Genomic DNA, 25,038 nt, shown 5'->3' on the forward strand with positions numbered 1-25,038 from the left:
CCTCAAGTAGCTTTTCGGGCAATTCTTTTACCTGATTGAAAGCGAGCCACCAGGGATATAGATAACTGGTCCCCAAAACAGGTAACATGGGCAGCTGATACATGTTTGGGTCTGGATGTGGTGTATCCAGCAGTACTAATTTTGCAGGTTGCTTTAGGGTAATTACAGGCAAAACTAAATGCAACATGTGCACCGATATCATGACCGGCGATAGAAACTTTGTCAAAACCCAAATAATTGATTAGTCTATATATATCCTTTGCTATGTTCTTTTTTTCGTAACCATTTTCCGGTTTATCCGAACTGCCCATTCCCCGGATTTCGACGACAATTACCTGGTAAATTTCAGCCAATATCGGCATGATATGATGATATGCCCACCATGTTTCCGGGTAACCGGGAATGAGTATTAAAGGTTCCCCTTTGCCTCCGCTAACATAATGCATGGATATATCATTTATTACCGTATAATTGTTTGTGAAGCCGGGTACTAGTTTAATAAGCTCTTTGTCTGAATATGCTGTTTTCATGATGAAAAGATAACTTGTGATTGCGATTGATTTTCTATTGACAAATTTAACCTGTATTTTTACAACCCACAAGTATGAAGTATACTATATACTTGTGTTATTTGTTGTAAATAATTGATTATCAATGAAATTAATTAGTCAGCTGTCTCGGGAAGCAAACATACCTATTGGAACTATACGCTTTTATGAAAAGAGTGGCCTTATTTCGGGGACGACAAAGCAGGGTGTTACATCCAATAACTACGTTTATTATGACGATGAAGTAACCGAAAAACTTAGGTTTATAAAAATGGCCAAGGCTGTAGGCTTCACCTTAGCAGAGATTAGACAGGTTATTGATGCATGGTATCAAAAGGAGCTTACTAAAGCCAGTAAAATGGAAGTGCTTAATCTTAAATTGGAACAGATTGACACCAAGATAGGGGAACTTAAGGCAATGAAAAAACAAATAGCACGATGTAAATACAATATCGAAAATGGCCTAAGTCAATAACTTGGTTGTAACGGTCTAAGACCGTGATCTGATTATGTAAAATATACTTCACATTATCCCTTGTTGCGCCATAAAAATTTTTGCCAGATCGTCACGCAGGATGTCAAGTTGTTCCGAAGTCTGCATTTCCTTTTGGAAAAGATCTTATGATTTGAATATCTTTTATTAACTAACCCCGTACCTATCCATATTGCATTTGTCGTGATTGGATGAGAGAAAGACAGTGCAATTTTTAAAACATTAAAATATTCTTTTATATTTTAAAAAATAAACGTTAATTTGACACTAATTAATTTTGTCTACCATAATGGAGGCATCAATACGAATGGGAAAAGTTATAGCCGATCGACCTTTATAAACAACCTGGAGTATCGCGCAGATGGTACTATAAGATGGATTAATACAACCACGGAAGGTCCTTTTAATGAAATAGATTGATAAAAGGTATGAAATATAAAATTAATTTATTGACCATAAAGAAACTAATAACTCTTAGTGCATTGTTGACAATGCTATTTTCGGGGCTGCGTGCACAGGAACTGCGGGTAACTGGGCCAGACGGGAAATTGGAAGTAAACTTATCGTTAGAAAAGGGCAAACTTTATTATCGCGTGAACCTAGCTGGACAGGAGATGTTAGAAAATTCGCCCTTGGGCTTGCTGGGCGACAAGGTCGATCTTGCCAGTAATCTCCAGTTGGTTGCTTCCGACACAAAGACAATCGACCAAAAGTATGAGGAACCTAAAATCAAACGTAGACTGGTACGTTATCAGGCAAACGAATTGCTTTGTACATTGGAGAATAACTTAAAACAACAGCTTGTTGTGATTTTTAGGGTCAGCAATAATGATATCGCTTTTCGCTATGGTATCCCACAGGTGGCGGAACCCGCAAATTTTCGGGTCGAGGAAGAAATAAGCGGTTTTAAATTTCCCCATTCAACCACCACCTTTCTCACCTCACAAGCTACACCGATGATCGGCTGGAAGAAGACAAAACCGAGCTATGAAGAATCCTATGTACCGGATCAGGCGATGGGCGTACCGTCGAAATACGGCGTTGGTTACACCTTTCCGGCGCTTTTTCATGTAGGGTTCAGAGGTTGGGTACTGCTTTCGGAAACTGGATCGAATGGCAGTTACTGCGGCACCAAGCTCAGCGAAGGCACAAAATCGGGTTTTTACAAAATTGCCTTTCCCGAGAAAGGTGAAAATAATGGCATTGGCGACCGGGGCCCGACGCTAGCGCTACCGGGCTTTACACCATGGCGTACAATCACTGTGGGCAGTACGTTAAAACCTATTGTGGAGACCACGATTCCTTTCGATGTAGTCGAACCGCAGTACAGGGCAAGTAAGCCTTATACCTTTGGACGTGCCACTTGGAGCTGGCTGGAGTGGCAGGACGGAAGTATTAATTTCGAAGATCAGAAAAAATTTGTTGACCTATCTGCTGCTTTGGGTTACGAATTTGTCCTGGTGGACAATTGGTGGGACAAGGAGATCGGGCACCGTAAAATCGAAGAGCTTGCGGCCTATGGACGAGAGAAAGGTGTGGGACTCTGCCTTTGGTACAACTCAAACGGGTATTGGAACGACGCACCACAGACACCTAAAAATCGGATGAATACGGGTATTGCGCGAAAAAAGGAAATGGCCTGGATGCAAGCTGTCGGAATCAAAGGAATCAAAGTCGATTTTTTTGGTGGCGACAAACAGGAAACACTGCAGCTTTATGAAGATATTCTTGCGGATGCAAATGATTATGGGCTGACCGTGATCTTTCATGGATGTACCTTGCCCCGGGGTTGGGAACGCATGTATCCTAACTTTGTGGGAAGTGAAGCGGTATTGGCATCCGAGAACCTCATCTTTACACAAGACGCCAATGATAACGAAGCTTTCAATGCTACTTTGCATCCCTTTATACGTAATGCTGTAGGGGCCATGGATTTCGGTCCTGTGCTGCTCAACAAACGACATAATCGTGAAAACAATGGGGGCACGGTCCGTAAGACAACAGAAACATTTCAGTTGGCCACGGCGGTATTATTCCAGACTCCCGTACAGAATTTTGGACTAACACCCAACAATCTACTTGAGATGCCCACGCATGTGATCGACTTTATGAAACAGGTCCCCACCGTATGGGATGAGACGCGGTTTGTGGATGGTTATCCCGGAAAATATGTGGTGCTGGCGAGACGCAAAAAAGAGCAGTGGTATATTGCTGCTGTGAATGCCGAAGGGAAGGAAAAGACGATTGAGGTGACCCTGCCCATGCTTTCTGAAAACGTCGTGCAATGCATCAGTGACAATAAGTTGCGCGGGTCGGAGCAGAAAACGATCAGCCTAAGCCGCGAGAAAACAGTCAGATTAACCTTGCAATCGAGTGGTGGGGCCATATTGATTGGAAAATAGGTTTTTTATTTCTCTTTTTTTTGCCTTTTTTTGTTGTCCTATGAAGAAATGGCTGATAGTTCTCATCTTAATATGGCAATGCCTACCAGTATCTGGACAAACGGATCGGACTCATTTTTTTTCGCTACGCGAAGGCCTTACAAACCAGCAGGTACTTGATATTGTACATGATGACGAAGGCTTCATGTGGGTTGCGACAGAACTTGGATTGAACCGATTTGCAGGAAAGTCATTTAAGCATTACTATGCTTCTAAAAGGAAAGACGGGCACACTGTCAATAGCAACGAGATCAATACGCTGCTCCATGACGATAAAAAGTTGTATATCGGTACGCGCGCGGATGGTTTAAATGTCCTTGATTTAACGACAAATAAATTCAGCTATTATGTGCATGATCCAGCTGATCCAAAATCCATTGCTACAAATGATATTACAGATATGATTCGTGCAAGGGATGGCGGCCTATGGTTAGCGACCTATCACCAGGGGATTCAGCACTTCGATCCTATCAGAAAAGAATTTCAACACCTCAATAAAAGTAATTTACCGGATTTCCCTGAAAACAGTATATGGTCATTAGCCGAAGACCGAAAAGGAATGCTCTATGTCGGCCATGTAAAAGAGGGAGTCACGATCCTGAATCCAATACGTCGATCTTTAAAACGCTTGACTTACCAAAATTCCGGAGCTGAATTGCCTGACAACGAGGTTAAAGTCTTATTTTGTGATCAATATGACAATATCTGGATCGGCACCCGGAAAGGGCTTGCCGTCTATCATACCTCGAGTGGTCAGCTAATGCATATATCTCTGGCTGCGTCGTCTAAAAATGGAAATGAGCCCTTTATTTATGCAATTAAGGAATTTGGCGGTAAGCTTTGGATAGGAGCAGAATCGTCTCAGCTTTTTGTAATACAACTAGGCTATGGATACGACAAAAGGGTCGAGGGTGTCCGGCAAATACAGCTTTTTGACCTGGGAAAGGGAAATAATTCAATGGTCCAACATATTACACCGGACAAATTTGGGAATCTTTGGCTCGCGCTATACGGCGGTGGTGTGGGGGTGATCAGCCATATCAAACCCTTTTTTAATGTTTTCCCGACAGGCGCATTATTGCCGGATCAGCTGGCAACAGTGAGTAATATTATCGTCAGGGGTACAGACGCGGTCTGGTTGACGACAGAAGGCTCCGGAATCGTAGAGATGGGCAAAAATGGCAGATTACTCAAATGGATGACACAAAAGAACGGCAGTCCTGATGATTTTATATTGGCTGCATTTAAGGATCATAAGCAGCATGTCTGGTTAGGTTTACGAAAAGGCGGTGTTGCAGTTTGCTATGCCGGATCCACAACATGGCATACGATAGATCTTGGAGAGCCAGTGTCGGAGGTTCGCGCAATTTATGAAGATCACAGCGGTGTAATCTGGATTGCTGCATACCAGGGTCTGTTTATCTATGACCCGCACAATCATAGCGTGCAAAAATTGCTGATCAACAATCCGATGCTCGGAGACTATGCTCCTCGAGCGCTTGTCGAGGACGGGAAGCATAATATGTGGGTAGGAACGTATGGACAAGGGTTGTATGTGTATAATGATAGTCGGCAGCTGATTCGGAAAATGGATAGCGGAAATGGATTGAGAAATAATACTGTCAACCATTTGCTATGCGATAAAAATAATAATATCTGGATTGCGACAAATCAGGGAATAGCTTTACAGGAAGCTCAACGCGGAATAGGTGAACTGAAAGCTTTAATGCCTCCGGGTGACGATGCCTGGCTGTTTGTCAATGGCCTTTCAGAAGATCAAAATGGGCATATCTGGTGCTCTACAAAGTCAGGTATACTGCGCTTTTTACCCAAAGAAAACCGCTTTTTACAATACGATCAGTCATTCGGCCTACCACTGGGAGGTTTTATAAATGGAAGTGTGGGGCGGGATTTGGCAGGACGCCTGTATTTCGGGATGCAAGACGGCATATGTTATTTTGATCCGAATGAAATCCCCTCAAAACTGCCAAAATCTCCGATTCGGCTGAGCCGATTTATTGTTTTCCGCTCCGGCGAATCGAATGCACAGGAAGACAAATATCTTACATCATCCGATGAGATCAGGCTTGATCATAACGAGAATAGCTTTCGTATCGAGCTTGCGGTCATGGACTATGCGCTGGATGGATTGGTCGAGTTTGGATACCGGCTTCAGGGACTTAATAACGACTGGATTTTCCTAGGCAACGAAACTAATCTTGATTTTCGGAATGTACCCTATGGAGATCATGAACTTTTGATTCGCACACGCATGAAAAATGGGCAATGGTCTCAAACCTGTCAACGTTTACTGATTAAGATCAAACCACCTTTTTATCTAAGTCTGCCCGCAAAAGTTACTTATTTTCTGATTTTTATGCTGGTCATTTATGTGCTTATTTTCTTTTACATAAAAAGAATAAAGGCTGAGTCTGAACTGAAGCTGAAAGAACGCCAGCACCTTCAGGATGAACGCTTGCATAACGAGCGCATGAATTTCTATACCCATATCACGCATGAACTCCGTACACCATTGACGCTCATATTGGGGCCGCTGGACGATTTGTCTCACGATGAACAATTATCTCCTAAAAACAAAGGATTAGTGTATACGGTTCAAAAAAGTGCCAACCGGCTTTTTACTTTGGTTAGCCAGCTTTTGGAGTTCAGGAAGGTGGAATCGCAGTTTAAACCACTTGTACTTGAAGCTGGGACCTTGAGTGACATGCTTGTTGATATCGTGGATAAGTATCGAACCTTAAATAACAAACCAAACGTTGAGATATATGCAAATTTGCCCGAAACAGATTACCGTACTTTATTTGATGCAGAGATCATACAGTTGATCGTAGATAATTTGCTTTCTAACGCCTATAAATATACCGATTCGGGCCATATCAGGCTGGGCCTTAAGTATGAGCAATCAAATTTAACCCATTGGGCAGTTTTATCCATTGAAGACACGGGTCGTGGGATTCCGGCGGACCAAATGGACCGAATTTTCGATAAGTTCTATCAGATTCCCGGCAGGGGAATCCACGGAACGGGCATAGGTCTGGCCCTGGTCAAAGAATTGACGGCGATTCATCAAGGTAAGATCGAGATTAAAAGCACAGAGGGAATGGGAACGACGGTATCAGTCCGGTTTTTAGCAAATAGAGTCGACGTTGATACTCCAAAAGCAGTGGAATTGATCGCGGAATCTGATCAGGTAGCTATGGATCTCAGTCGCCCATTGATTCTTTTGGTCGAAGATGATCCTGATTTACGCGCCTATCTGGGAGATGCCTTATGCCCAAATTACGAAGTTTTGCTTGCTGAAAATGGAGCAGTTGGATTGGACATTGCACAAAATAGGATACCCGATCTTCTAATAAGCGACATTATGATGCCCGATATGGATGGTTTTCTGCTAGCTGAAAAATTGAAGGATGAGCGTTCGACAAGCCATATACCATTAATCCTGTTGACGGCGAAAGATACGGATCTGGACAGGCAACGGGGGTATGACCTCGGAGTAGATTCGTATCTCACAAAACCGATCGGTACAGCTTTATTGCTCAAACGTATTGATAACCTGTTGCGCAAACAGAAGGCCATGAACAATGCTATTTTACAGAAAATCAAATTGGATCAGCCAACGGATTTTGTAGAAAACCGGCAAACCGAAAAAGATGAGTTATGGCGTGAAAACGCATTTGTTCAGGATTTTGTGGCAATCGTAGAACAACATATGCAAGATGAGGTATTGGATGCCGCTACCCTGGCAGAAAAAATGAATATGAGCCAATCAACCTTATATCGCAAACTAAAAGGTATTACGGGGAGGAATATCAATCAACTTGTGCGTAAAATACGGATACATAAAGCTGCTGAGCTGTTACGTTCGGGAGCGTACAATGTGACCGAAGTTTCTTTTATGGTCGGCATCAATAGCGCTATTTACTTTCGGCAATGCTTTAAAGAAGAGTTCGGACAGCTTCCTTCTGAATATCAAAAGTCGGGAGCGAAGAGCTAAGGGGCGCATCATCTGACCTTCTTTCTGATGTTAATTACTCAACAAATATCTTGTGGGACATTCGCGATATAAGTGATCGTGACCAGGGCTAACGGATGAGGTCATGAACCGAAAAACATACTTATTTTTGTTGAAAAGCCGCTTTTTGACCGAAAACTATATGGTATTTGACGGATTTGTATACGGTCTGAAGCTTTAAAATCCCCTAAGTTTGACAGTATAATCAATTATAAATCTCGCAGGAAGTAGCAATGCATCTGATGTAACCTATGTAAACCATCGCTTATCATCTTCGCTGTCTATTCTCGCCAGATTGTATTATTTACTGTTTAATTCGTATAGAAATTTATGAACAACCTAAAAATTGTTTCTTTGTATACGGTGTTGAGCGTTGCGCCAACATTGTTATACGCCCAGGGGAAAATTTCGGGACAGGTCCTGAATAAGGCCAACGAGCCTATCGCAGGTGCGACTGTGATTATGGAAGGCGGGGCGAAGGGGACTTCAACAGACAAATCGGGGAAATTTGAACTGAATGCCGCTAAAGGCGTGCTTGTTGTCTCCTATATTGGCTACAAGACCTACAGAGTCCCCTTGAACGAAACTACAAATCTGACAATTCAGCTTGAAAAAGATGACCGCGTGTTAGAAGATGTTGTGGTGGTGGGGTATGGTACACAAAGAAAAGCGACGTTAACGGGCTCTATTTCTGAAGTGAAAGGCAAAGATATCGTAAAAAGTCCGCAGCCTAATTTATCCAATTCGCTCGCCGGACGTTTTTCTGGCGTGGTAATCAACAACCGGAGTGGTGAGCCCGGTTATGACGGTTCATCCATTACGGTGCGTGGACAGGCAACTACAGGAAGTAATGATGTATTGATTGTCGTAGATGGTGTACCCGGACAAATAGGCGGCCTGGAGCGTCTGGATCCAAACGATATTGAAAGTATTTCGGTTTTAAAAGATGCCTCAGCGGCAATTTATGGTAACAGGGCAGCAAATGGGGTTATTTTAGTCACGACCAAACGTGGAAAAAGCGGTAAACCTTCGATCACGTATAGCGGAAATCTCGGTGTCAGTTCACCGACACGGTTGCCTAAAATGGCTGATGCCGCTACTTATGCTATTTTAAGGAACGAAATTGCTTATGGAAATAGTTCTTCCGGAGGAATGAACCAGATTTATTCAGCAGAACAGATTCAAAAATTTAGAGACGGATCTGATCCACTGCTATACCCCAATACCGATTGGGCAGATGTCACCTTGAAAAAAGCGGCAATACAAAGTCAGCATAATCTGTCTGTCGCTGGTGGAACCGAGGATGTGCGATATTTTATGTCTCTGGGTTCGGTTTATCAGGATGGCTTATACCAAAAGGGGGTAACAAAATATAAGCAGTATAATTTCAGAACAAATCTTGAAGCCAATGTAACTGATCGCTTTAAGGTCGGACTCTCTCTCTCGGGAAGACAGGAAGACCGTAAATTCCCCATCGCATCTGCCGGAGATATTTTTCGCTCCATGTATAGAGCGTATCCTACGGTAAGCGCATATTATCCAAATGGCTTACCGACGCGGGGCATTGAAGGATCCAATCCCGCCTTAATGGTCACGGATATCGGTGGGACCGTGAATAATCCCAAACAGGTTTTCAATGGCATACTCAAAGCAAGCTATCAGCTTCCTTGGGTAGAAGGGCTATCCGTAGATGGTTTTCTTTCGGTGGACAAATCCGCAAATTTTAGCAAAAACTTCAGTGTGCCCTACGTGTTAAATGCTTATGACCAGGCAAAAAATACGTACGAGGAATCTATTGTCGGCGGAAATAACAATAAGGCTACATTGACCGAATCGCATACCAATGAATCCTTAATCACAAGCAATATAAAACTGAATTTTGAACGTGCCTTTGGTGCCCACGCAATCAATGCTTTTGTGGGATATGAGCAAAGTAAAAGGCATTTGGAATATTTTGACGCGCAGCGTTTTAATTATCTCTCCAACCAGCTGCCTGAATTATCACAAGGTGGATCCGCTGCGACAGATTATCTCAACTCTGGTTATAGTTCTAATTATACGAGACAGAGTATCATTAGCCGGATAGCTTATAATTATAATGAAAAATACCTGTTTGAAGGACAGCTCAGGGCAGATGGTTCTTCCATTTTCCCCTCAGGCAAGCGATGGGGATATTTCCCTTCCATATCCGCCGGGTGGCGTATCAGCAAAGAAGACTGGTTTGCAGACAAGATCGGATTTTTAGATGATCTAAAACTTCGCGCCTCTTATGGTACCCTTGGTAACGATAATGTCGACGGATTCCAATTCTACGATAACTATACGTTGGTAGGAAATGGTCTGGTTGCGCTTCTAAATGATAAAAGCCAGATTGAACCCAATGTTAAATTGGCAAAATTAGCAAATCCGGCGATTACTTGGGAGGTGTCCAAGAAGCTAGATGTCGGATTAAATGCACAATTTCTCAAGAATTTTACGATAGAGGCCATTTATTTCAAACAAAAGAGATCGGATATTCTAACGGAAAGGAATGCGTCGATTCCGGCAACTTCAGGTATTGTCAATCCATACAAAGAGAACAGCTCCAAACCGCTGGTCCCTTCGGAGAATATTGGCAAGGTGAATAGCGAAGGATTTGAAGGAACTTTGTCATATCAAAAACCGGGCGATTTCAGCTGGGGAGTATCCGGTAATTTTACCTTTGCCAAAAGTAAAATTATCTTCATTGATGAGGCCAGCGGTACGCTGGATTATCAGCGCCAGACATCGAGACCGCTGGGAACCTATCTGCTCTATAACGCCATTGGATTAAACCGGACCGAAGCAGATCTCGCTGCGGCGCCACAGGCACCCGGAGCACAGGTCGGGGATTTGATTTATCAGGACTATAACCAAGATGGTAAGATAACGGCAGATGATATGATACGGACAAAATATGGTAATATTCCTCAAATTACGTATGGCTTTAATCTGAATGCCGCTTATAAAAATGTAGATATTTCCATTCTTTTTGCTGGGCAGGCTAAAGTAAGCCAGCACGTGCTTCCGGAATCCGGAACAGTAGGAAACTTCTACAGTACCTGGGCCGACAATCGATTTAATGAAGTCAATAATCCGAACGGAAACTATCCGAAAGTACCTGAACGCGCCTCTTCGGCTGTGAGCGGTGGCTTGTATAATAACACCTTTTGGTTGAATAATGCGTCCTTTTTGCGTTTGAAAAATGTCGAGATAGGCTATACATTGCCTAGTGAGGTCTTATCGAGGCTGAAATTGGGCGGACTTCGGTTTTATGTCAACGGATTTAACCTATTGACCATCACAAAAGTGAAGGATTATGATCCAGAAGGGAATAGCGGTAGCGGTCAATTCTATCCGCAGCAACGTATTATTAATGTAGGTGCAAATTTAAAATTCTAAAAAGGAACTTAAGCAATGAAATTTATAACTAAGTATATTGTGCCTTTGGGCTTGGGACTGACAGTCTTCTCCGCCTGCAACAAAAATCTATTGGATGTTACGGCGACAGACAGAATATCGACAGAAGCAATTGAGACAGATACAGCTGTATTGGAAGCTTTTATTATCAACAGATACATCGGTGAAAAAATTATATCAAGTGAGGCTGACGGGACTAATCCGGGGTTTGGACGTGGATTTGAATACGCCCTTTGGTCTTCACTGTCTGATGAATCCATGTATACCAATGATGATAATACTTGGCTCATTATCCGGGGGCAGTTATCGCCTGAAAATTTAGGCGCCGCCGGATCACTTTGGGCCCGTAGCTACCGCAGTATCCGTGAATGTAATTATGCAAAAAAAGTACTGACTACTATTCAGATGAGTTCTTCACATAAACGGCATCTTGAAGGTGAGCTACAGTTTATCAGGGCATTTCGGTATCACGATCTCATTCGGAACTTTGGCCGGGTTGTCTTGATGGGCGATACCGTGTATGGTTTGAAAGATGACTTAAGTACTGCAAGCCTTTTTGAGCGGAAGTCTATTCAGGAAGGAATGGATTATGTGATAAGAGAATTGGACGAAGCAATTGAAAAACTGCCGCTGGATAACAATGACAACAGCTGGGTTACCGGCCGGGCTACCAAGGCTGCCGCAATGGCATTAAAATCAAGACTACTGCTGTATGCAGCGAGCCCTCTCTATAACGTGGGTACCTGGGCTGCCGCGGCTCAGGCAGCACAAGAGTTGATTTCGCTAAATAAATACAGCCTATATACGGGCGGATACCAGTCCCTATTTTTGACTGACCGGAATCCGGAAACTATCTTTGCCCGTTATTATACCAAAAATGCCAATCATGTGCATTTAGAGATTGCAAACGGACCGAACGGCTATGGGGGTTGGGGTGGAAATACGCCTTACCAGAATCTGGTGGACGCTTATCAGATGAAAAATGGTCTAGCTCCCTTGAATGAGGATGGAACTGTAAACACTGCTTCAGGATACGATCCCAATAATCCCTATGTCAATCGTGATCCACGCTTTGATGCAACAATCCTACATAATGGTTCGATGTACAGAGGGCGTGCGGTTGAAACATTTATACCGGGCGGACAGGATAGCAGGGAGGGTAGGGATAACTGGAACACATCGAAAACCGGTTATTATCTGCGCAAGTTTATGAATGATGCGTATCCGTTGGAAAATCCTTGGGGAAATGCGGGATTTCAACCGTGGAATTATTTTCGTTATGCTGAGATCCTGTTAAATTTTGCAGAGGCGGCTAATGAGGCCTACGGTCCGGATATGCTACCCGCAGGTAGTAGTCTTACAGCTAGACAGGCATTAAATTTAGTTCGGACAAGACCTTCTGTAGAGATGCCTGAAATCCCTGTTGGACAATCGAAAGATGAATTTAGAAAACTGTTGCGCTACGAACGCCGGATAGAGCTGGCCTTCGAAGAACACCGTTTTTATGACGTAAGAAGATGGAAAATCGCCAACATAACAGAGAATATGCCAGCCTCCGGAATAACGGTGACAAAGGGAAATAATGGGCTTACCTATACGCGAAAAGAAGCATTATCGGGCCGCCGGTTTGAAGAGAAACATTATTGGCTCCCGATACCGCGTGCAGAGATTTTGTCCTCGAACGGACAACTGGAACAAAATCCCGGTTATTAATGTTAGTTAATCAAAAAAAGACTTACTCGATGCGCTGGGAGCCTTTTCGGAACCAGCGCATCGTTGTCAGATCAAGCAACCTTTTACTAAATTATTTTATACATGCGATTTACGGTTATAGCATTTTTATTGATGAATATTGCGGCATCGGCATACGCGCAGGGATATAGGCAGGGGCCGACCGAAAAGGATTTTGCCGGTTATTTATTTGCTTATTTTAAGGGCAATGCTGTGGCAGATGAAGCTGTCTGTTTTGCCATTAGCACCGATGGTTATACCTACCGTGCGTTGAACGGTAATCGTCCGGTACTGGATTCGAAGACCATCAGTAAAACCGGAGGTGTCAGGGATCCGCATATTCTCCGTGCTGAGGATGGAAAGACATTCTATATGGTACTGACCGATATGACCTCCTCCAAAGGCTGGGATTCCAATCGCGGTATGGTCCTGCTAAAATCGCAGGATCTGCTGCACTGGTCGCATCAGGCCATCGATTTCCAACGGCGATTTAATGGTCAGAAGGATTTGAAGCGTGTATGGGCACCACAGACCATTTTTGATTCGGCAGCAGGAAAATATATGGTCTATTGGTCCATGCAGCATGGAAACGGTCCGGATATCATTTATTATGCCTATGCCAATAAAGATTTCACCGATTTTGAAACGGAGCCAAAGGTGCTCTTTGTGCCTAAAAACGGCAAATCCTGTATTGATGGCGATATTATCGAAAAGAATGGCCTCTTTTACCTCTTCTACAAAACGGAAGGACATGGCAATGGAATCAAACTTGCCATGACCGATTCCCTGACTTCGGGAAAATGGATCGAACAGGTTGGGTATAAGCAGCAAACAAAGGAGGCCGTGGAGGGATCAAGCGTCTTCAAGCGAAATCAGTCGGATCAATATATCCTGATGTATGATGTGTATGGTAAGGGAAAATACCAATTCTGTATATCCGATGATCTCGATCGTTTTAAAGTGATCGACCAAGAGATTGATATGGATTTTCATCCCCGTCATGGAACCATCATACCCCTTTCCAGAGATGAGCTGATCCAGTTGACGTCTCATTGGGGCAAACCCAAGGATATACCGCTTGCACTGAAAAGGAACCCAATTCTGGACGGCTTTTATGCAGATCCCGATATTCTTTACGCCAACAAGACTAAAAGATATTATATCTATCCAACAAGTGATGGATTTGATGGCTGGGGCGGCTACTATTTTAAGACCTTTTCTTCGGCCGATCTTATCCATTGGAAGGATGAGGGTGTCATCCTGGATCTTAAAAAAGAGGTTGCCTGGGGACCACGTCATGCATGGGCACCAACGATCACCGAGAAAAAAGTCAAAGGCGACTATAAATATTACTACTATTTTACGGCAGCGCAGAAAATCGGTGTCGCCGTAGCGGACCAGCCAACGGGACCATTCAAGGACTCGGGCACACCGTTGATCGATTTCAAACCTCCCGGCGTAACTGGCGGGCAGGAGATCGATCCGGCGGTGTTCAATGACCCCAAGTCAGGTAAAAGTTATTTGTATTGGGGAAACGGTTACCTTGCCGTTGCCGAACTAAATAAGGATATGGTCTCCATCAAAAAGAATACAATGAAGGTATTGACGCCTGACAAAACATTTCGTGAAGGGGTATATGTGATCTTTCGCAATGGCATATACTATTTTCTTTGGTCAGAAGATGATACCCGCAGCGAGAATTACCGGGTTCGCTATGGGACATCAACCTCTCCCTATGGTCCGATCCGGGTGCCCGAGAACAATCTGATCTTACAAAAAGATCCGGCGAAAGGAATCTACGGTACTGGTCATAATTCGATCTTGCAAGTGCCCGGAACCGACGAATGGTATATTGTCTATCATCGGTTTAATTATCCAAATGGGATCAAGATGGGGGATGCAGCAGGTTTCCATCGGGAAGTATGCATGGATCGGCTTTATTTCGATGCGAATGGCCAGATCGTCCCTGTCATTCCAACCCATTAATATCAATCAGATCAACCTAAACGACTACATAACATGAGCATAATAATAAAAAATATAGCGATCCTTGCTGCATCAGTTTTAATCGGGCTGAGCTCCGTTTACGCCCAGCCGGGTTTTGGTGTCGCTCAGCGGATCAATGCAGACTGGCAGTTCCAGTTAGAAACCGCAGGAGCAGCGCAAAGTGCAACAGCACTAAACGAGCAGGCCTGGAAATCGGTTAGGCTACCCCATGACTGGGGCGTGAAGCAGCCCTTGAGTCCAAGCCTGGCCAGCGCCACGGGATATTTACCCGGCGGTATAGGCTGGTACCGAAAACAACTGTCCATACCTGCTGAAGACCAAGGAAAGAAGATCTTTCTTTATTTTGAAGGTGTTTACAACCGCAGTGAAGTTTTTGTCAACGGCAAATCTGTCGATAAGCGCCCCAATGGCTATGTATCATTTTCTTATGACATCAGCCCGTATATTGAATTCGGAAAGGAAAATACCATAGCTGTCAAGGTAGACCATAGCAAAAGTGCGGATTCGCGCTGGTACACAGGCTCCGGAATCTACCGGGATGTTTGGGTCGTCAAGGCCGATCAGGTGCATCTGGATCAATGGGGGGTATATGCCTATCCGGAACTTAAGGGTGGGAAAGGAATACTCCATACTGAAATTACGGTGGTCAACAGTTCGTCATTGCGTAGCCCAGTTACCGTGCAGCAGGAGCTCATCGATGCCGAAGGCAGGCTCATTGAGAAAAAATCCGGGCAGCTTACTATCGCTGCTGCAGATAAAGCACGCCTAGACCTGAAATTGACAGCATCAAATCCAAAGCTGTGGAGCTTAACGCAGCCTATACAATATACATTGCGGACGACGCTTTGGCAAAAAGGTAAACAGATAGATCAGTCTGAAGTAAAGACCGGTTTTAGGACCTTTACCTTTGATCCGGATAAAGGCTTTGCCTTAAACAACCAATGGATGAAAGTGAAAGGTGTCTGCTTGCATCACGATGCCGGTGTCCTCGGTGCCGAGGTCTATACCGAAGTGTGGAAGCGTCGCTTACTCACTTTAAAATCGTTGGGTGTTAACGCTATACGTACAAGTCATAATCCGCAAGCTACCTCACTCTATACTTTATGTGATGAGCTTGGTCTGCTGGTTATGGATGAAGCGTTTGATGAGTGGGAATTTCCGAAGCGAAAGTGGCTACAGGGCTGGAATGTCGGTGTACCTGGTTTTGAAGGAGCTTATGACTTTTTTGAAGCGTGGGGGGAGCGGGATTTGAGCGATATGGTCCAAAGGGACCGGAATCACCTTTCAATATTTGCCTGGAGCATAGGCAATGAAGTGGATTATCCAAATGATCCCTATTCGCATCCGATTTTGAATGGCGAAAAAAAAGAAGGTGGTTTTACACAAGCTTCATATGGTGGTTATAAAACAGATGCGCCGGATGCCATGCGCTTGGGGGATATTGCCAAACGCCTTGTGGCTGTGGTAAAAAAATACGATCGAAGCCGGGCGGTAACGGCAGGCCTGGCGGGTGTAGCGATGTCCAATGAAACGGCCTACCCCGGAGCGCTTGATATTGCGGGATACAATTATACGGAGAGCCGATATCAGGAAGACCACCAGCGTTACCCGACGCGTGTCATATTTGGTAGTGAAAATCGGCATGATCTTCCGGCGTGGCTGGCTGTACGCGACAATGCGCATATATTTGGACAGTTTCTTTGGACGGGGATCGATTATCTAGGCGAATCGGGCCGTTGGCCTTCACGCGGTTTTTATTCGGGCTTACTTGATTTTGCCGGATTTATCAAACCTCGGGGATATTTTCGCCAATCTTTATGGTCCGAAAAACCCATGGCCTATTTGGGAACCTATCCATTGGGAGCGAAAGCTAGCGCTACTGATGTTTGGTCAGCTTCAGAAATTGAGCAGGAGCAGCGGAAGAACGAAAGGCCCTCCATGGATGCATGGCCAATCTGGAATTATCAGGATGGCCAGCAGGTTCGTGTGGTTTGCTATACTAATAGTGCTGCAGCCCGACTAACACTGAATGGTCAGACCGTGGGCGCAGAGAAAAAATACGATGCGAAAACAGGAATTATATATTGGGATATCCCTTATGCCACTGGTAGGCTGGAAGTGATCGGGGTGGACGGCAATGGAAAAGAAGTTGTGCGTCACGGAATTCAATCCAGCCAACGGCCAGTATCTATTCAAGCTGTGCGCGTTGGGGATCAGTTGATCAAAGCAGGTGGGCTGTTGCAGCTAATGGTGCAGCTTGTCGATGAAAAGGGTATTCCCGTGACTGTTTCAGAAGATGAAGTTACCTGCGATATAGCTGGTAATGCACGTTTATTGGGTATGGAGGCAGGGAACAATACCGATATGGGCGACTATACGGATAATAGGCAACGGGTCCACCAAGGTAAAATGGTCGTTTATGTACAATCAACGGGCAAAGCAGGAGATCACATCAGTATTCGATTCACCTCACCGTGGCTTAAAGCAGCCACGGTGAATTATATCGTTAACTGATGCATTTATTCATTGGAGCGGAGTGTCCGTATTTCTAAAATTTTGTGACTAGGGGACGTTAATGTCCCCTTAATTTTTACTTCTATTGTCGACATAGCGGTACTTCCTTTGGGAAGCTTTATGCGCGAGGTTTTAACAACAGCACTGCTATCAGTGCTCTTTAGGGTTTCAACAAGGATTCCATTGATCCAGATTTCGCTGGTCCGCAGCGCAGTATCTGTCATATACTTCAGGTATAATGCACTAGCATCTGTATTTTTTAGCTGGTAACTGAACCAGCCGCTGGCTTCACGCCAACGCGTATCGTCAGTGCTCCCGGCCTTGCTACTTTCTTCCCGAAAGAAATGATCCGATTCCGGCTGTTGTTCTCCAGCAATAACCTTGTCCACCGTGATTGCAGTGAGGGCAAGGCTTTCGCGTTCATCCCTTTCAATTTTATCCTGCAGCTGTTGAAGTTGGGCAGAGGTTGCTTGTGGCCAATAAAGAATATACCTACTGTCATGAATACCATAGAAAGGTTCAAGTTCCATTTTTAGTGTGTCTTTTCCTCGGTGAAGTCCTGTGAGTGTAAAATGCAATGGTTTGGAGGAAACAGGATGGATAAGCGTTGGGATCGCCTTGGGATCACCTGTTAGGATAGGGATATCGCGCAATGGGACCTGCTTTCCAGATGCAATATGGCCCATCCGGCTATCGTCGGCCTTGAGTCCCTTTAAATCATTTGTTCCGGAGCGTGCAGCGAGGACAACAGGACCATAGGATATGCAATAATAATTACTTTGGTCAGGCAACTGTTCGGCCTGGATTTCCATTGGTAATTCCATACGCAGGCGATCTCCGGGCTTCCAGGTACGTTTTATTTTAATATGTGTTTCCGTGGAATCCGTAATGGGATAAGATTTTTCGTTTATTGATATAGTTGGATTAGTCTTCAGCCATTTAGGTTTTCGTAGATAAAGAGCAAATTCATGTTTATTTTTTGAATTAATGATCAGCGAGGTATATGGATCCTTCGGGAAATTGTTGTCCTGAATGATCTCGATTCCCTTCTCTTTCCAATTTAGTCGAGAGGGAACAAAGAGATTGATGTACAAGTCATCCTGTGTATGTGCATAAATCATTTCGCCATACTTGGCATGGTTTTCCATTCCAGACCCCACGCAGCACCACATACTCGTCTGTGGTTGGGAGTAGACGCGATAATGTCCCGGACGGATTTGCGTGAAGTAGACAAGTCCACCGTGTTCGGGATGTTGGGTAGATAAAATGTGATTATATAATGCCTTTTCATAAAAATCCATATACTTGGCCTGTTGATCTGTACGGTACAGCATTTTTGTGAGCCTGAGCATATTGTAGGTGTTACAGGTCTCGGGGCCCTCGATGCTATGAACCATCTTCGAAAAATCGTTTGTAGGATTAAAGTGTTCACTGACACTATTCCCACCGATGGCAATGGATCTATGCAATACAACGTTATCCCAGAAATAGCGTACAGCCTCCGCCCATTGTACATCGTTGGAGAGTTCTGCAATTCGTGCGAAGCCCAGAACTTTCGGGATCTGCGTATTGGCATGTAATCCCGTTAATTTACCCTGATGTTGTTTTAAGGGGACCAAGATGGATTGGTGAGAAAATTTTCGCGCAAGATCCAGGTATTTGGGGTTTTGAGTAATTGCAGCGACATCTGCAAAAATTTCATTGAGACCACCATGTTCACTGCGCAACATATCCTGTATTTGATTCTCAGACAGTTGGGAAACCAATCTCAGAGCCCAATCAGTCATCTCAATAAGCATGGTTTTAGCGGTTTGATTAGCCGTCAGCAAGAAGACATCGCGCAATCCGGCGTAGGTTTTATGAATATTATAAAGCGGAACCCACTTTCCATTTAGACTAAAAGTGCTTGATTGGATATTACCCATATGAATTTCTTCCCAGATGCGTTTACCTCCCGGGACACCGCCAATATAGCCATTTCCATTTGCTTGCTGACAGTGCCGCAGGGTTATAATCATATAATCAAGTCGTTCTTTGATCCGCGGATCGTCAGTAGAAGCGTACATATGTGAGAGTGCAGAAAGGTAATGACCGCCGATATGACCGTCCAAACCAGTGTTTTCCCAGTTCGTGTAAGATTCTTTAATGACAGGTAAGCCAGCTTCCCTTAAAAACGGAGTAAGTAGACGATCAGGATCCATCGCCAATAGGTATTGCAAATCAAGCTGTTGTGCATGATAAAAGGGGCCCGGTAATAATCGAATATCCTTTAGATCGAAATAGTTTAGCTGTTTGGGTGACTGTGCAAATAAAGATGAACAAAAAGCGAATACAAAGATTATTTGGGAAAGACTACTATTTAATTTCATTTCAAATTTAAGGTATGTAATCAGCTGCATGATCAAAGTATGCAACAAGTTGGTTATTGGATAATTCGAAGTATTGTATCGTTAAACCAAAGATATAAATTACAAAACGATTTTTAAATGTTTTTTTAACATTTATTATGCTGCTATATTTAGATGCCTGTTGATCCTTTGATTTGAAGCAATTTTATCGGAGGAATACCGTCGTACGTCTTATTGATGTTATATTGATTATACCTCCTGCGAATCGAAATTTGGAAGAAGGGTCTGAACTTGTATTGAAGACACCTGGCATTAACCTGTTAATTTATTGGTTTTAGACATTTTTACCCTTCTTTTAATTATTTGTTGCAAGGTCATTTTTTCGAAACCTATAGCTTTGCTTAATAACCAATTGGCGAACCGCTAGCGCATTCTTATGAATGATCCGAGAATGGGAACAATGAATTTTTAGCAATGCATCTTGTATTCTTTTAGTGCTTACAGTCAGTATGCTAGTAATAACCAATTCGTGTAAATAAATAACCAAGTACTCGCCTCTAGGGGCAATAAGACATTTATCTCAAATAAGATTATGAACAGAAATTATGTGTCTTCTTTCTTTTGTTTTCCTAAAGAAAGGAACAGGAAAGTAAAATGGTTGTTAATGGCTTCCATGTTAATGTCCATTGGGCGACTGTCTGCTCAAGAAAAAGTCATTCACGGAAAGATCGTAAGCGATCAAGGGAAACCGATTATCGGGGCATCGATCAAAGTGAAGGACAAAACCCTCAGTACATCAACAAATGAGAAAGGCGAATTTGTACTCAAGCTCAATCCAGGCGAAACCATTATTGTATCCAATGTAGGATATAATCATGTAGAATATGTAATCGGTAATTCTTCGGAAATCAGTATCTCGCTTGTGGCTTCAGAAATTGCGGTAGATGAGGTTGTAGTGGTGGGCTACGGTAAGCAGAAGAAGGTCGATCTGACGTCTTCTATTGCTGTTGTGGATACCAAAGATCTTGTGAAAGTCCCCGGAGGAACGATTGCCACGCTTCAGAGTGCTGTGCCGGGGGTGCAGGTAACCAATGGTGCCATCCGTATCCGTGGTGTTGGATCCATTAACGGAACTGATCCGCTTTATGTGGTTGACGGAATGATCGGTGGAGCTATGCCCGACGAAAATAATATTGCCAGCATCCAGGTTCTGAAAGATGCTGCTTCAAGTGCCATTTATGGTGCCCGGGGGGCCAATGGTGTTATTTTGGTCACCACAAAACGGGGTAAAGCAGGGGATGTGAAGCTCGATTACAATGCTTTCGCCGGCATCAAAAATATTTCTCACAATGTGCCCCTCCTGAACGGTCAACAATTGGCCGAACTGATTAATGAGGAAATGTACAATAAAGATCCTTCGCGCCAAGACTATCTAGCCGCTTTGTCCAAACCGTCCGCCATCGGGCAGGGGTATAATATGATGAATGAATTGTTGCAGACGGGCAATTACCAAAGGCATAATCTCTCGGTTTCGGGCGGATCTCAAAATGCTAATTTTCGGCTGAGCGGTATCTATGCTACAGACAAATCCATTATTATTCAGGATAAAAACAAGTATTATGGGACCCAATTTATCTCTGATTTTACCAAGGGAAAACTCAAAATAGGTGAAACACTATCCTTGGGCTATACCCGTCGTAACTGGAGCGATAAAAATATTATCGATGCACAAAAGTGGTCCTCGACATTACCGTTGTACGATGCGAACAGCAGCACAGGATTTGCAGGAGCAGGGAATGGAACAGATGTACAGAGTGCTTTGGCAAATGCTTATCTCAACAAAAATGTCAATGACAATTTTTCGGTAAACGGCAATGCCTGGGCTACCTATGAAATCATAAAAGGACTGGTTTATAAATTTAACATGGGAATAGACCTTAGCCGTGTGCGGAATGAGGGATATATCGGCAACTACTCGGTCGGTCAATATCAAAACCATAGTCCTGATGAGCTCAATATATCCAGCAGTCAGAATAACCGCTGGTTATTTGAAAATACGCTGACGTATGAAAATAATTTTGGAAAACATGCGATTTCTGCTTTGGCAGGGATCACCTCGGAAGAGTCGCGATACAATGCTGTAAACGCGGGTGCCCGTGGTTTGCCCAGTCCAGATGTTTTGATCCTCAATTCGGCTTCCTTGGCCAGTTCCCGTCTTGTGGGATCAGGTGTAGGGCAATCGGCCATGTACTCGATGTTGGGTCGGATCAACTATAATTATGACAATCGTTACCTGTTGACATTTAATATGCGACGGGATGGATCGGCCAACTTTAGCAACCAATACCGTTACGGCAATTTTCCTTCGGTATCAGCAGGCTGGCGGATCAGCCAGGAATCATTTATGAAAGCCTTTCCTGCGATCAGCGAATTGAAACTACGCGGTAGTTATGGGCTTTTGGGGAATTCGGATATTGCACAATATCAATATCAACGGACGGTTAGTTTCGATCATGTCTGGTATTACCTGAACAATGTGATGGTCACGGGTGCCCTGCCACAGACGCCCTCCAATCCGAATGTAAAATGGGAAAGTCAGTATTCAACTGACCTTGGTCTCGATCTGGAACTCTTTGATCATAAGTTGGCACTGACTGTCGATTACTATAATAAAAAGACGGAGGACATGCTGATCAATGTACCCATTTCGTTTACCGCCGGCTATGTCAACAACTTTCCCGTGCTGAATGCCGGCAGCATACGGAACCGGGGCTGGGATATCTTGGCATCGTACAAAGATCAGGTAGGTAATTTTGGCTATCGTATCGGCGCCAATATTTCTTTTGTGAAAAACCGTGTGCTGAGCCTGGGCAACAATAATGAAATTTTATGGGGAAGTATCTCGCCTGGGGGAGAAAATGTCACAAGGACGGCCGTTGGCCGTTCAGTGGGGGAATTTTGGGGCTACACAACCAACGGTTTATATACTAACCAAGCGCAATTGGATGAAGATAAAGCTTTTGCGCCCAATGCAGCACTTGGGGATGTACGGTTCAACGACCGAAATGGCGACAAGGTCTTAAATGATCAGGATAAGGACTTTTTGGGAAGCCCAATACCCGATTTTAGCTATGGTTTCAATGCTGATGTTAGCTATAACAGTGCTATAGGGATGTTTGATCTGTCGATGATGTGGCAGGGAAGTCAAGGAAACGACATCTACAACAATAGCCGCTATTGGGGCGAGGGGATGTACCATTACTATAATAATTTTGCTTCAACGCTGGATCGCTACCGTGCAGAAGAAATTATCTTCAAAAATCCAGTATCCGGTGAAACGACAGTGTATCCCAAAAATACAGATACCGATATTCCACGTGCTGTACTTGGTGATCCTAATCAGAATTTAAGGGCTTCGAACAGGTTTGTTGAGGAAGGTTCTTATCTGCGGCTCAAAGTCGTCAATATTGGTTACAGTTTTTCTAGCCCGACGCTTGATCGCTGGAAGATCGATCGTTTACGGTTTTATGTAGGCGCAAAGAACCTGCTGACCTTTACCAAATATTCGGGTTACGACCCAGAAGTTGGCTCGGGTGATACACGTTCTAACTTAAGCCGTGGAATAGATGGACAAACCCCATGGGGACTGAGTTTCCCTAATTCTAAGGAGTATTTTTTTGGTATTCAAATTTTATTCTAATTACTAAATAGAAATCATGAACAGACACTATATTAAACTTGCTGCTGCTGCTCTGTTATTACAGTTTTCGAGCTGTAAACCAAATTTGGATCTCTCCAACCCGCAGGAATTGTCGACAGATACTTATTATAAAACAGCAGATCAATTGGAAAATTCGGTTGTACCCGCATACCAGGCACTGATCGGGCGTACGCAGGGGGGATATGCACGTAGTTTGTATTACGAACTTTTGGCTCCCGGGGACGATTATAACCATACCTTTAAATGGGAGCCCATGTATCAGGATACGTACAATACTCCTGCTAGTGATGGGATGGCAGCCCTTACCTGGAAAGATTTTTGGAACGGGGTTTTTGCGGCGAATTTGGCCATCGACCGTATAACAAATTTTGCAGGTGAAATAGAGCAGAATAGAAAAAATAGACTTTTGGGCGAAGCTTATTTCCTGAGAGCGTTGCATTATTGGCATCTCGGAATGCTTTTTGGAGAAACCATTCCGCTGATTAACAAACCGGTGGAAACAAACGAAGATTACTATCCGGGCAATTCACAGGCAGGTGCTGTGTACGCACTGATCGTAGATGATTTTAAAAAAGCTTCGGAATTGTTGCCGACGCGGGCCGCACTCTATGCCGATAGTAAAATGATTGGTCGGGCAACAAAAGGTGCAGCACAAGCTTATCTCGCCAAAACTTACCTTTATAAACCCATTCTGGCAAAAGGACAGACGGCGGATTTTGCAAATGCTGAGATTCAATTAAAAAGTGTTATTGATAGTAAGGAGTACCAATTGATGTCCTCCTATAGAGATAATTTTTTGGAAACGAAAGAGAATAATCAGGAGTCTGTTTTCGAGGTACAACTCTATAATGGGCCAGGTTGGCTCGGGGACGATATATCGAGCTCGTGGCGATGGCAGGAAATCGGCATGTTTGACGGCACCGGTGGCGCTTGGTGGAATCTCGCTCCCAATAAAATGGCACATGATGAATTTGAAGATGGAGATCCTAGAAGGTTTATGACCTTATGGTGCGAGAATGGCGCAAAGTTTACGCAATTGGATGGTAAGGTCACCACTTATACGGACTGGATGAAAAGTCTGGCGACCAATAAGGATCTCTATGGTACAAGAAAATATTGCCCAGATGTGCAGATAGCGGATTTTGACAATGGCAATAACGACCGCATTTTTCGGTATAGTGACGTCCTTCTTCTTTATGCGGAGTGTCTTAACGAACGAGGTGATATAGCCGGTGCCAAGCAATATATCAACCTTGTGCGTAAACGTGCCAATAATATCGTTCCTGATGAGCAGCCTCACATGTGGTATCAAAAATCCAATGGAACAATTCCCGAGGTAGACGGATTGATTGCGCAGGGTTTAGTGAAAAACGGTATTTCGTTGACTACCATTAAAAATATTATCGTGCATGAGCGATTTGTTGAATTTTTGGGCGAATATCAACGATATTTTGACCTTTTGCGGTGGGGTATGGCCGATCCCGCCTGGCTGGAACCTTTAAAGAAAGGGGGCTGGTCGCCAAAAGCCATGTATTATCCTTTCCCTCAAGCTGAACTGGATAATAATAAAAATTTAAAAGGTAATGAGATGAACAATTGATCTGAGAAAGTTATTGGTTATTTATTCATAGTTAGTGTTAGGTGGAGGTGCCCTTTTTAGGGCACCTTTTTTGGGAATCAACTGAACAAAAAGAATCCGGTGTCGATATTGTACTAGTATTGATCGATTATGTAGTTTCTTTCCTAGGACAATACAGTTAT

The 25,038-nt window shown here is 43.7% G+C and carries 11 protein-coding genes; 9 read left to right on the top strand and 2 right to left on the bottom strand.

The features are described from left to right. Window positions 1–2 precede the first annotated feature (2 nt). A complete protein-coding gene (locus DCO56_RS29535) occupies window positions 3–530 on the bottom strand; it encodes an alpha/beta fold hydrolase (protein WP_219929369.1) in 528 nt (175 codons plus the stop codon). A gap of 124 nt (window positions 531–654) precedes the next feature. Here DCO56_RS29535 and DCO56_RS11125 point away from each other — a divergent pair, with 124 nt between their 5' ends. The 7 genes from DCO56_RS11125 to DCO56_RS11155 all read left to right on the top strand — a co-directional run bounded on the left by DCO56_RS11125 (window position 655) and on the right by DCO56_RS11155 (window position 17,208). After that, window positions 655–1,023, top strand: coding sequence for a MerR family DNA-binding protein (locus DCO56_RS11125; RefSeq protein WP_108633858.1), 369 nt, complete (start codon window positions 655–657; stop codon window positions 1,021–1,023). 446 nt (window positions 1,024–1,469) lie between these two features. Continuing rightward, window positions 1,470–3,443, top strand: coding sequence for a glycoside hydrolase family 97 protein (locus DCO56_RS11130; RefSeq protein ID WP_219929370.1), 1,974 nt, complete (start codon window positions 1,470–1,472; stop codon window positions 3,441–3,443). A 40-nt stretch (window positions 3,444–3,483) separates the two neighbouring features. Further along, a complete protein-coding gene (locus DCO56_RS11135; protein ID WP_108633860.1) occupies window positions 3,484–7,500 on the top strand; it encodes a hybrid sensor histidine kinase/response regulator transcription factor in 4,017 nt (1,338 codons plus the stop codon). 348 nt (window positions 7,501–7,848) lie between these two features. After that, window positions 7,849–10,938, top strand: a complete 3,090-nt coding sequence (locus DCO56_RS11140; RefSeq protein WP_108633861.1) for a SusC/RagA family TonB-linked outer membrane protein — start codon at window positions 7,849–7,851, stop codon at window positions 10,936–10,938. Window positions 10,939–10,953: 15 nt separating this feature from the next. Continuing rightward, window positions 10,954–12,669, top strand: a complete 1,716-nt coding sequence (locus DCO56_RS11145) for a RagB/SusD family nutrient uptake outer membrane protein (protein WP_108633862.1) — start codon at window positions 10,954–10,956, stop codon at window positions 12,667–12,669. Window positions 12,670–12,771: 102 nt separating this feature from the next. Further along, window positions 12,772–14,673 (top strand): glycoside hydrolase family 43 protein, encoded by a 1,902-nt coding sequence (locus DCO56_RS11150; protein ID WP_108633863.1) that lies wholly within the window; start codon window positions 12,772–12,774, stop codon window positions 14,671–14,673. Between the two features lie 33 nt (window positions 14,674–14,706). Next, on the top strand, window positions 14,707–17,208 hold the full coding sequence (locus tag DCO56_RS11155) for a glycoside hydrolase family 2 TIM barrel-domain containing protein (RefSeq protein ID WP_108633864.1): 2,502 nt from the start codon (window positions 14,707–14,709) through the stop codon (window positions 17,206–17,208). Between the two features lie 5 nt (window positions 17,209–17,213). On the opposite strand, the gene DCO56_RS11160 is transcribed toward DCO56_RS11155, so the two are convergent. Further along, a complete protein-coding gene (locus tag DCO56_RS11160; protein WP_108634518.1) occupies window positions 17,214–19,577 on the bottom strand; it encodes a glycoside hydrolase family 127 protein in 2,364 nt (787 codons plus the stop codon). A 571-nt stretch (window positions 19,578–20,148) separates the two neighbouring features. On the opposite strand from DCO56_RS11160, the gene DCO56_RS11165 reads away from it, so the two are divergent. Together DCO56_RS11165 and DCO56_RS11170 are read left to right on the top strand one after the other, a co-directional pair. Next, the gene (locus DCO56_RS11165; protein WP_108633865.1) at window positions 20,149–23,256 is read left to right on the top strand and encodes a SusC/RagA family TonB-linked outer membrane protein; all 3,108 of its coding nucleotides are present in this window, start codon (window positions 20,149–20,151) and stop codon (window positions 23,254–23,256) included. Window positions 23,257–23,272: 16 nt separating this feature from the next. Continuing rightward, entirely contained in the window at window positions 23,273–24,877 is a 1,605-nt protein-coding gene (locus tag DCO56_RS11170) for a RagB/SusD family nutrient uptake outer membrane protein (protein ID WP_108633866.1), read from the top strand. Window positions 24,878–25,038 lie beyond the last annotated feature (161 nt).

This window comes from Sphingobacterium athyrii (assembly GCF_003071065.1).
Classification (GTDB): domain Bacteria; phylum Bacteroidota; class Bacteroidia; order Sphingobacteriales; family Sphingobacteriaceae; genus Sphingobacterium; species Sphingobacterium athyrii.